The organism is Gordonia sp. DT219 (assembly GCF_049847065.1).
In the GTDB taxonomy this organism is placed as follows: Bacteria; Actinomycetota; Actinomycetes; order Mycobacteriales; family Mycobacteriaceae; genus Gordonia.
On sequence record NZ_JBNCNR010000123.1, the window covers coordinates 1 to 250 of the forward strand.

General features: G+C 59.2%; 1 protein-coding gene. It reads right to left on the bottom strand.

Annotated elements, in window-relative coordinates; translation table 11 throughout:
• On the bottom strand, positions 1-230 hold a 230-nt coding region (locus ACPXB3_RS22690), incomplete at its 3' end, for an Imm49 family immunity protein (RefSeq protein WP_425729903.1).
• Positions 231-250 lie beyond the last annotated feature (20 nt).

A 250-nucleotide genomic window follows, 5' to 3' on the forward strand; every position in this document is an offset into this window, starting at 1 on the left:
TACTGCGACTCCACCCCCACCTCGAAATCCGAATCCACCGCCGCACACACCGGACCCAAAATCCCCCACGGCACAAAACCATCAGCCATACGCACCCGATTCTCCACCGGCCGCGTGTAATACTCCTTATTCCCCTCCAACGCCGTCCGTACATCACCCCGAAACTCTCTACTGCTCCCCGACACCACATCCCACAACAACCGCACCGACGGCCAAATCGTCTGCAACATCGCCTCAGCCGAACTCCGAT